Below are 9908 nucleotides of genomic sequence, written 5' to 3' on the forward strand. Positions count from 1 at the left end.
TCCCGCGGATCAGCCGATCAGGTGGGCGATGGCGAGCTGGTTGAGGCGCACGAAGCCGAACCCGCGCTGGGCGGCGGCGTCGGCGTCGAAGTCCTCGAACGCCCGGCGGTCGGCGAGCAGGTCCGCCACGCTCTCCCCGGGCGCGAGGGTGGGCTCGGACAGCTCGAGCACCCCGGCCTCCTCCATCGCCGCCCGCACCGCCGGGTCCGCCCGGTAGGCCCGGGCCTTCTCGGCGAGCAGCAGGTAGGTCTCCATGTTCGCCCGCGCGGACTCCCACACCCCGTCGAGGCCCTCGGTGCGCGAGGGCTTGTAGTCGAAGTGCCGCGGTCCGCGGTACGTCGGGCCGTCCGGCCCGGCCCCCGGGAAGCCGTTCTCGAGGAGGTCGACGGTGAAGAACGCCGAGAGCAGGTCGCCGTGGCCGAAGACGAGGTCCTGGTCGAACTTGATCGAGCGCTGGCCGTTGAGGTCGATGTGGAACAGCTTGCCCGACCACAGCGCCTGGGCCAGGGCGTGGGTGTAGTTCAGCCCCGCCATCTGCTCGTGGCCGGTCTCGGGGTTGAGCCCGACGATGTCCTCGTGCTCGAGGCGGGCGATGAAGCCCAGCGCGTGCCCGACGGTCGGCAGCAGGATGTCCCCGCGCGGCTCGTTGGGCTTCGGCTCCAGGGCGATGCGCAGGCCGTAGCCCTGCTCCTTGACGTAGCCGGCGACGGCGTCGATCCCCTCGGCGTAGCGGTCCAGCGCGGCCCCCGCGTCCTTGGCGCCGTCGTACTCGCTGCCCTCGCGGCCGCCCCACATCACGAACGTCTCGGCGCCCAGCCCGGCCGCGAGGTCGACGTTGCGCAGCACCTTGCGCAGCGCGAACCGCCGGACGGAGCGGTCGTTGGAGGTCAGCGCGCCGTCCTTGAACACCGGGTGGGAGAAGGTGTTGGTGGTGACCATCTCCACCACGAGCCCGGCCGCGTCGACCGCCTGCTTGAACGTCTGCAGGATCCGGTCGCGGTCCTCGTCGGGGGCGCCGAACGGGACGACGTCGTCGTCGTGGAAGGTCACCCCCCACGCCCCCAGCTCGGCCAGCCGGCCGGCGTACTCCCACGGGTCCAGGGCGGGGCGGGTGGCCTCGCCGAACTGGTCGCGGGCGGTCCAGCCGACGGTCCACAGACCGAACGAGAACCGGTCCTCGGGGGTGGGCGTGCGCACCATGTGCCTTCTCCTCGTCGAGATGTGCAGGTGCGGTGCACCATAGCGGCGCAGGCGCCCTTACCCCCGAGGGTGACCCGGTCCGGGCCCGCGGGGCGCGGCGCGCGGCTAGCGGACCGGGCCGAGCAGCGCGTTGGCCCAGGCGCCGTGCACCGACTCGTCGTCGCTGGGGTGGAACAGGCCGGCCAGCACGTCGCGGTAGAGGCGGGAGAGCTCCTTGCCGGTGGAGTAGGCCGAGCCGCCGGAGGCGCGCACGCACTTCGTCACGACGTCGAGCGCGACCTCCGTCGCCCGGGACTTCACCGCGGACAGCTGGGGCATCCACAGCGGGCCGCGGTCGACCTGGTGGTCGACGTCGCGGGCGATCTCGGCGATCTGGGGGTAGACGCCGTCGAGCTGGATGGCGGCGTCGGCCAGGCGCCAGCGGATGTCGGGGTCCTGGGAGTAGGGGGCGTCGTTCTTCAGCGAGCGGCGCTTCTGCACCGTCTCGACGGCGACCTCGATCGCCCGCCCGGCCAGCCCGGTGTACACCGAGGCGAGGAGGATCTCGAAGTTGGCGAAGATGCCGAAGACGAACGGGTCCATGGTGGGACCCGGGGGCAGGCGCCGGACGATGCGGTCGGCGGGCGCGGGGGCGCCGTCGAGCCGGGTGGAGAAGGACTGCGAGGCGCGCATGCCCATGACGTCCCACGTGCCGACCGTCTCCACGCCGCCGCCGTCGCGGGTGATGAAGCCCCAGACGTTGCGCGGCTCCTCGCCGGTGGCGTCCGTGCCGAAGGTGCCCATGCGGGTCCAGGCGGGGGCGAGAGAGGTGAAGATCTTCAGCCCGTGGAAGGTGTAGCCGCCCCGGCCGTCGGGGCGGGCCTCGCTCTCGGAGCCGAAGAGCACGAGGTCGTTGCCGGCCTCGGAGACCCCGAAGGCGAAGACCTCCCCGGCCGCCGCCTCCTCGAGGATGAAGTCGGTGGACCGGTCGCCGTGGGCGCGGACGGTGCGGGCGACGCCGACCCACACGTGGTGCATGTTCACCGCCAGCGCGGTGGCCGGCGCGGCGGCCGCGAGGCGCATCTGCTCGCGGGTCATCTCCTCCAGGGTCAGCCCGGCCCCGCCGAGCTCCTCGGGCACGAACGCGGTGAGGTAGCCGGCCTCCTTGAGCTCGGCGAGGTCCTCGTCGAAGAAGGTGTTCTCGGCGTCGTAGCGCGGCGCGCGCTCGCGGATGCGCTCGAGGAGGTCCTCCGTGAGGACCTGGCGGTGGTCGGCCATGGGTGAGTCCTTTCCTGCCGTCGGTGCTGCTGGTGACCCTATGCCCGGCCCCGCCCGGGCACCGATGTCGGCGCCCGCCCCTACGGTTTGGCCCATGACCTCCACCTCCGCCAAGACCCGGCCGGCCCGGGCCGCCTTCCGCTGCGCCGAGTGCGGGTGGACCACCGTGAAGTGGGTGGGCCGGTGCGGCGAGTGCCAGGCCTGGGGCACCGTGGAGGAGGCGGCCGGGACGGCGCCGGCCCGGGTGCCCGCGGCCCTGGCGCCCTCGGCCCCGGCCCGGCCGATCGACCAGGTGGCGGTGGACGCGGCGCGGGCGCGCAGCACCGGGGTGGGCGAGCTGGACCGGGTGCTCGGCGGCGGCATCGTGCCCGGCGCGGTGGTGCTGCTGGCCGGCGAGCCGGGCGTGGGCAAGTCCACCCTCCTGCTCGACGTGGCCGCCCGGGCCGCGGCCGTCTCGGCCGACGTCGCCGGCGGCGGGACCGGCCGGCCGGTGCTGTACGTCACCGGCGAGGAGTCGGCGGGCCAGGTGCGGCTGCGGGCCGAGCGCATCGGCGCGCTCACCCCGCACCTGCTCCTCGCCGCGGAGACCGACCTCGCCACGCTGCTGGGGCACGTGGACAACGCCGACCCCTCCCTGCTCGTGGTCGACTCCGTCCAGACCATCGCCGACGCCACGGTGGACGGCGCGGCCGGGGGCACGAGCCAGGTGCGGGCGGTCGCCTCGGCCCTCATCCACGTGGCCAAGACCCGCGACATCCCGGTGCTGCTCGTCGGGCACGTGACCAAGGACGGCTCCATCGCCGGCCCGCGCGTGCTCGAGCACCTCGTCGACGTCGTGTGCCAGTTCGAGGGCGACCGGCACTCGCGCCTGCGGATGGTCCGGGCGGTCAAGAACCGCTACGGGCCCACCGACGAGGTGGGCTGCTTCGACCTGGGCGACACCGGCATCACCGGCCTGGCGGACCCCTCCGGCCTGTTCCTCTCCGGGCACCGCAGCGCCGTGCCGGGCACCTGCGTGACCGTCTCGCTGGAGGGCCGGCGGCCCATGCCGACGGAGATCCAGGCCCTGGTGGCCCGCTCGCCGCTGAGCTCCCCGCGCCGGACCACCGCCGGGCTCGACGGCTCCCGGGTGGCGATGACGCTGGCCGTGCTGCAGTCGCGGCTGGGCGTGACGCTGTCCACCGCCGACGTGTACGTCTCCACCGTGGGCGGGGCGCGGGCGGTGGAGCCGGCCGTGGACCTGGCCGTGGCCCTGGCCGTGCTCTCCGCGGTCGAGGGCAAGGAGCTCGACCCGGGCATCGTGGCGGTGGGCGAGGTGGGCCTGACCGGGGAGGTGCGCACCACCGTGGGCGTCCAGCGCCGCCTGGCCGAGGCCGCCCGGCTCGGCTTCACCCGGGCGATCGTGCCCGCGCGCGGGGCGGCGGACCTGCGGGCGGTGCCGGGACTGTCGGTCCACCCGGTCGACAGCCTCCGGGAGGCCGCCGGCGCGGCGTGGCGGGCGTCGACGGCGGTGGTGCGCGAGCCGCAGCACTGAGCGCCGGCCGTGACCGGATCGAGACGCCCCGCTCCCCGGTCGGCCCGCCCGACCCGGCCGGCGGCAGGCCGGTCGCCCCTAGGATGACCCCCGGGGGCAGACGTCTGCTGTTCCCTGACGCGAGCATCATGTGAGGACCCGTGCCCGACTTCCCCCCCGACGGCAAGCTGCGTGCCATGCTCCGTGCGGTCGCACCGGGGACCGAGCTGCGCGACGGCCTCGAGCGCATCCTGCGCGGGCGCACGGGCGCGATCGTGGTCCTCGGCTACGACGAGACCGTCGAGGCCATGTGCTCCGGCGGCTTCGAGCTGGACGTGGAGTTCTCGGCCACCCGGCTGCGCGAGCTCGCCAAGATGGACGGCGCCGTCGTCGTGGACTTCCCGAACCGGCGGATCCGGCGGGCCAACGCCCAGCTGCTGCCCAACGCCTCGATCGAGACCTCCGAGTCCGGCATGCGCCACCGCACCGCAGAGCGGGCCGCGAAGCAGTCCGGCTACCCGGTCATCTCGGTGAGCCAGTCGATGCGCACCGTCGCGCTGTACGTCGACCAGCACCGGCACGTGATCGAGGACTCCGACGTCATCCTCTCGCGGGCCAACCAGGCGCTGGCCACCCTCGAGCGGTACAAGGCGCGGCTGGACGAGGTCTCCGGCACGCTCTCGGCGCTGGAGATCGAGGACCTGGTCACCGTCCGGGACGTCGTCACCGTGGTCCAGCGCCTGGAGATGGTCTCGCGCATCTCCGCGGAGGTGGACGGCTACGTCACCGAGCTGGGCACCGACGGGCGCCTGCTCTCCCTCCAGCTCGAGGAGCTCGTCATCGGGATCGACCCCGACCGCACCCTCGTGGTGCGCGACTACCTCGGCGACCACATCCCGGCCGGCCCCCGCGAGGTGCTCGAGTCCATGGGCAGCCTCACCTCCGCCGAGCTCATCGACATGCCGACCATCGCCCGCAAGCTCGGCATCGGCGGGCCCGACGGCGAGGCGCTGGACTCCGCCCTCGCGCCCCGCGGGTACCGGGTGCTGGCGAAGATCCCCCGGCTGCCCACCTCGACCGCGGAGGCGATCGTGGCCCACTGCGGCAACCTGCAGGCGATGCTCGCCGCGACCACCGAGGACCTCCAGGCCGTCGAGGGCGTCGGCCCGCACCGCGCCCGCGCCGTGCGCGAGGGGCTCTCCCGGCTCGCGGAGTCCTCGATCCTCGAGCGGTTCGCCTGACCCAGCCCGGGCGCGGCGCTCAGAGCGTGAAGGTGGCCTCAGCACCCGGCAGCATCGCGCCGCCGAGGGAGGCCATCACCTGGTAGGTGCCGCCGCCGGCGGCGCGCTGGCCGCCCGGGCAGCCCTGGGCCGAGCGGGTGCGGTCCCAGGTGAGGGTGGTCGTGGCGGTGTCCCCGGCGTCGAGCAGCAGCTCGCGCTCGGCGGGCTCGGCCGGGCAGTCCGCGGAGGACCACACCCGGTCCTCCCCCGACGAGACGGTCAGCACCAGCGCCGCCCGGCCGGCGTCGACCAGGCAGGCCGCCTGGGAGGTGTTGCGCAGCGTCACGTCGAAGGACACCGGCCGTCCCGCCGCCGTGGCGCTGGGGGCGAGGTCCACCTCCAGCTCGCGCGACTGGCAGGCCTGGGGGTCGACCGGGCCGGTGGTCGTCTCCGCGGCGGCCAGCTCCTCGGCCGCAGGGGCGTCGTCGCCCCCGCGCAGGAGCCCGACGACCGCCGTGACGCCCCAGACCAGCAGGGCGATGACGGCGAGGAGGATCACGAGGGCGACGATCCGGCGCCGGATGATCACCGCGCGGCTGGGCCGGCGCCGCGGGGAGCGGGCCCCGGGGCGCGCGCCACCCGCCGGGGCGGGGCGCTTCGGGCGGCCGGCGGTGCGGTCGGGGGTCGGGCTCACGCCGGAACCGTACGTCGGGCGGCCGCCGCCTCGTGTCACCCACGCCGGGCACACTGGGGATGATGACTGCCGCGACCGCCACCGACGAGCCCACCACCCACCCGACCGAGGGCGCGGCCCTGGTCGACGCCGTGCTGGGCTGGTACGCCGAGCACGCCCGGGACCTGCCGTGGCGCGCGCCGGGAGCCGGTGCCTGGGCGGTGCTGGTCAGCGAGGTCATGCTGCAGCAGACCCCGGTGGCCCGGGTCGAGCCGGCCTGGCGGGCCTGGATGGCGCGGTGGCCCACCCCCGCCGACCTGGCCGCGGCCCGCCCCGCCGAGGTGCTGCGCGCCTGGGACCGGCTCGGCTACCCGCGGCGGGCGCTGCGACTGCAGGAGTGCGCCCGCGCCATCGTCGCCGAGCACGACGGCGAGGTGCCGGCCGACGAGGCCGCGCTCCTCGCCCTGCCCGGCATCGGGGCCTACACCGCCGCGGCCGTGGCCGCCTTCGCCCACGGCCGCCGCGCCGTCGTCCTGGACACGAACGTCCGCCGGGTGCTGGGCCGGGCGCTCGAGGGACGGGCGCTGCCGGCGCCGTCCCTCGGCCGCGCCGAGCGCGACCGCGCCGCGGCCTACCTGCCCGCCGACGCCGCCACCTCCGTGCGGTGGAACGTCGGCCTCATGGAGCTCGGGGCGCTGGTGTGCACGGCGCGCGCGCCCCGGTGCGACGCCTGCCCGCTGCTGGATGCCTGCGCCTGGCATGCCGCCGGGAAGCCGGCCGACGAGCACGCCGGGCGGCGCCGCACCCAGGCCTGGCACGGCACCGACCGGCAGGTGCGCGGGCGGATCATGGCGCACCTGCGCCACCACCGGCAGGAGTGGGCCGCCGGGGAGGACCTCCTCGTCGCCGGCGCGGACGGCGCGGACCCCGCGGCGCTGCCCGACCCCGGCCAGCCCGCCCGCGCGCTGGCCTCGCTGGTCGGCGACGGCCTCGTCGTCGCCGACACGGGCGCGCACGCGGGCCGCTTCCGGCTGCCGTGACGCCCGCGGGTTAGCCTGCCGGGGTGAGCAGCGACCCGACCACCGACCGCGCCGTGCGCGCCCTGCGCATCGCGCTGGGGGTCAGCGCCGGGGCGTGCCTGGCGCTGGGCGTGATGGGCTTCGCCGTCGCCCTGCTCACCGGCACCGACAGCCCGGCGCTGTGGCCGGGGGTCTCCCTGCTCGCGGTCGGCCAGCTGGTCATGCTGGTCGCCGTCGGCGCGGCGGGGTCCGGCCTGCACGCGGTCCTGCGCGGCGCCGAGCCGCGGCCGGTCACCACCCGGGTGCGGGCGACGCTGGGGACGCTGCGCACCGTCCTCGCCGTCGCCCTGGTGCTCGGCGTGACGGCCTGGATCCTCGTGCGCCCCTCGGCGGTCGTCGCGGTGGTGGCGTGCGGGCTGGTCGGCGCGCAGGGCGTGGTCGCGCTGCACCTGCTGCGGCGCTGAGGCTCAGAGCTCGAGCAGCATCCGGGAGTTGCCCAGCGTGTTCGGCTTGGCGCGGGCGAGGTCGAGGAACTCCGCCACGCCGTCGTCGTGCGAGCGCAGCATCTCGGCGTAGACGTCGGTGCCCACCGGGGTGCCGGCGATGCGGCGGAAGCCGCGCCTGGCGAAGAAGTCCACCTCGAAGGTCAGGCAGAACACCCGCCGCAGCCCGAGGGCGCGGGCGCGGTCGATCAGGGTCTGCAGCAGCTCGTGCCCCACGCCGCGGCCCTGCACGCGCGGGTCGACGGCGAGCGTGCGGACCTCGGCGATGTCGTCCCACAGCACGTGCAGCGCTCCGCACCCGACGATCCGGCCGGGCTCCTCGGGCAGCTCGGCGACGACGAACTCCTGGACCGCCTCGAAGTAGCTGATGAGCTCCTTGGCGATGAGCACCCGGGTCTCGGTGAACGGCTGGACCAGCTGGTAGATGCGGCGCACGTCGGCGGGCCGGGCCTGGCGCACCACCACCGGCGCCGGGCGGCGCCCGGGCCCGGCGGGGTGCGGGGCGGGTGCGGGGCGGGGGTCCTGGCTGGTCACGGCTGCGATCCTGGCACGCCGGCGCGCGGGCGGCGGGCGCGTTCCACGACCGCCCGGGCGGTGGCCTCGTCGACGACCAGATCGGTCACCGCGCCGGCACGCAGCGCCCCGAGGAGGGTGGCCGCCTTGGCGGTGCCGGCCACCACGCACACCCGCCGCCCGACCTGCGCGAGCTCGCGCGGGGTGGGGCCGGTGGCGCGCGCGTTGAGCTCGATGTCGGCGTAGGTGCCGTTCTCGCGCAGCAGCACCGTGCAGATGTCCCCGACCACGCCCTCCGCCCGCAACCGCGCGACGTCCTCCGCGCCGAGGTAGCCGCCCTCGTAGACGTGCGAGGCGAGCGGGCCGTCCATCGCCCCGGCGCCGAACACCGCGACGTCGACCTTGCCCTGCATGGCGAGCACCCGCCGGATGGACCGCTCGCGCCACATCGCCCGCTTGGTCTCGGGGAAGTCGAAGAAGGCCGGGACGGGGAAGTGGTGCACCCGGGCGTCGAAGGCGGCGGCCGCCGCGGTGATGATCGACCCGGCGTAGGGGATCCCGGACGTCACCGGGTTGGCGGCGCCGTTGAGCTGGACGACGGCGGCGCCCGGCACCCGGCGCGGCACGAGATGGTCCACCACGGCCGACGTCGTCGTCCCCCACGCCAGCCCGAGCACGGTGCCGGGCTGCATCCAGGCCGAGACGAGCCGGCCGGCGACGCGGGCCACCTGGTCCAGGGTCTGCACCTGCGTGGCGCCCTGGCGGACGGCGACGACGTGGGCCTGCACCCCGAAGCTGGCGGTCAGGGCGCGGGCGACGGCGCCCACGGCGGCGCCGCGCGGCTGGACGGAGATGCGCACCAGCCCGGTCTCGCGGGCCTCCTTGATGAGCCGGGAGACGGTGGAGCGGGAGACGCCGAGCCGGCCGGCGATGGACTCCATCGTCTCGTCCTGCAGGTAGTACATCGCCGCCGCCTCGTAGAGGACGTCCTCACGGTTGCTCACGCCGCCACCTCACCCGCGCACGTTCGTGCACGAAGATTGCAACTTCGTTCATCCGAAACGGAGCATATGTCTCATCGACACAGGGCGAGGACGCCGACCGGCGGCCTCGCCACCAAGGAGGTTGCAGTGGCGAGCACGGCTCTGACGAGGCAGGCGCGGGACGCGGCGCTGGCGGCGATGAGCGACGAGGAGGGCGTGGACGTCCTGGTGATCGGGGGCGGGGTGACCGGCGCGGGCATCGCGCTGGACGCGGCCACCCGGGGCCTGCGCACCGCGATCGTGGAGGCCCAGGACTGGGCCGGCGGCACCTCCTCCCGCTCGAGCAAGCTCGTCCACGGCGGGCTGCGCTACCTCTACCAGCTGGACTTCAAGCTCGTCGCGGAGGCGCTGAAGGAGCGCGGCACCCTGCTGTCGACCACCGCCCCGCACCTGGTCAAGGCCCAGCCGTTCCTGTGGCCGCTGAAGACCCCGGTCATCGAGCGGGCCTACTCCGCCGTCGGCGTCGGCATGTACGACGCCCTCGCCCAGCTCGGCTCGCGCGGCCACGCGGCCGTGCCCATCCAGCGCCACTACTCCAAGTCCGGCGCCCAGCGGCTCTTCCCCGACATCCGCGACGACTACCTCGTCGGCGCGATCCGGTTCTACGACGCCCGGGTCGACGACGCCCGCCTGGTCATCGACCTGGTGCGCACCGCCGCCGGCTACGGCGCCCTGGCCGCCTCCCGCACGCAGGTCACGGCGCTGACCAAGGACCCCGCGGGGCAGGTCACCGGCGCCACGCTCGTCGACCTCGAGACCGGCGCGACCCGCCAGGTGCGGGCGCGCCACGTCATCGCCGCCACCGGGGTGTGGACGGAGGAGACCGAGGCGCTCGGCGGGACCGAGGGCGGGCTGAAGGTGCTGGCCTCCAAGGGCGTGCACATCGTGGTCCCCAAGGACCGCATCAAGGGCTCCACCGGGCTGTTCCTGCGCACCGAGAAGTCCGTGCTGTTCGTCATCCCCTGGG

The 9908-nt window shown here is 75.4% G+C and carries 10 protein-coding genes; 5 read left to right on the forward strand and 5 right to left on the reverse strand.

Going from position 1 to position 9908, the window contains the following annotated elements; all coding sequences use genetic code 11:
- Window positions 1–9: 9 nt before the first annotated feature.
- Together xylA and GD880_RS19430 are read right to left on the reverse strand one after the other, a co-directional pair.
- The gene (gene xylA / locus GD880_RS19425; protein ID WP_152233258.1) at window positions 10–1200 is read right to left on the reverse strand and encodes a xylose isomerase; all 1191 of its coding nucleotides are present in this window, start codon (window positions 1198–1200) and stop codon (window positions 10–12) included.
- Between the two features lie 105 nt (window positions 1201–1305).
- On the reverse strand, window positions 1306–2457 hold the full coding sequence (locus GD880_RS19430) for an acyl-CoA dehydrogenase family protein (RefSeq protein ID WP_152233259.1): 1152 nt from the start codon (window positions 2455–2457) through the stop codon (window positions 1306–1308).
- 94 nt (window positions 2458–2551) lie between these two features.
- On the opposite strand from GD880_RS19430, the gene radA reads away from it, so the two are divergent.
- Together radA and disA are read left to right on the forward strand one after the other, a co-directional pair.
- Window positions 2552–3991 carry a DNA repair protein RadA gene (gene radA, locus GD880_RS19435; protein ID WP_152233260.1) on the forward strand — a complete coding sequence of 480 codons (1440 nt, stop codon included), beginning with the start codon at window positions 2552–2554 and terminating at the stop codon, window positions 3989–3991.
- Window positions 3992–4167: 176 nt separating this feature from the next.
- The gene (gene disA, locus GD880_RS19440) at window positions 4168–5211 is read left to right on the forward strand and encodes a DNA integrity scanning diadenylate cyclase DisA (protein WP_152233268.1); all 1044 of its coding nucleotides are present in this window, start codon (window positions 4168–4170) and stop codon (window positions 5209–5211) included.
- 19 nt (window positions 5212–5230) lie between these two features.
- On the opposite strand, the gene GD880_RS19445 is transcribed toward disA, so the two are convergent.
- Window positions 5231–5884, reverse strand: a complete 654-nt coding sequence (locus GD880_RS19445; RefSeq protein ID WP_152233261.1) for a hypothetical protein — start codon at window positions 5882–5884, stop codon at window positions 5231–5233.
- A gap of 62 nt (window positions 5885–5946) precedes the next feature.
- Here GD880_RS19445 and GD880_RS19450 point away from each other — a divergent pair, with 62 nt between their 5' ends.
- Together GD880_RS19450 and GD880_RS19455 are read left to right on the forward strand one after the other, a co-directional pair.
- Window positions 5947–6903: an A/G-specific adenine glycosylase gene (locus GD880_RS19450; protein WP_193314609.1), complete on the forward strand. Its 957-nt coding sequence runs from the start codon at window positions 5947–5949 to the stop codon at window positions 6901–6903.
- A gap of 23 nt (window positions 6904–6926) precedes the next feature.
- Window positions 6927–7346: a hypothetical protein gene (locus GD880_RS19455; protein ID WP_152233263.1), complete on the forward strand. Its 420-nt coding sequence runs from the start codon at window positions 6927–6929 to the stop codon at window positions 7344–7346.
- Window positions 7347–7349: 3 nt separating this feature from the next.
- Here the strand turns inward: GD880_RS19455 and GD880_RS19460 are convergent, their stop codons facing one another.
- Together GD880_RS19460 and GD880_RS19465 are read right to left on the reverse strand one after the other, a co-directional pair.
- Window positions 7350–7802, reverse strand: coding sequence for an amino-acid N-acetyltransferase (locus tag GD880_RS19460; RefSeq protein ID WP_452176761.1), 453 nt, complete (start codon window positions 7800–7802; stop codon window positions 7350–7352).
- 113 nt (window positions 7803–7915) lie between these two features.
- Window positions 7916–8902: a sugar-binding transcriptional regulator gene (locus tag GD880_RS19465; RefSeq protein ID WP_226909844.1), complete on the reverse strand. Its 987-nt coding sequence runs from the start codon at window positions 8900–8902 to the stop codon at window positions 7916–7918.
- Window positions 8903–9079: 177 nt separating this feature from the next.
- Here GD880_RS19465 and GD880_RS19470 point away from each other — a divergent pair.
- On the forward strand, window positions 9080–9908 hold an 829-nt coding region (locus GD880_RS19470), incomplete at its 3' end, for a glycerol-3-phosphate dehydrogenase/oxidase (protein WP_405002766.1).

The organism is Georgenia ruanii, from assembly GCF_009193175.1.
Taxonomy (GTDB): Bacteria; Actinomycetota; Actinomycetes; order Actinomycetales; family Actinomycetaceae; genus Georgenia; species Georgenia ruanii.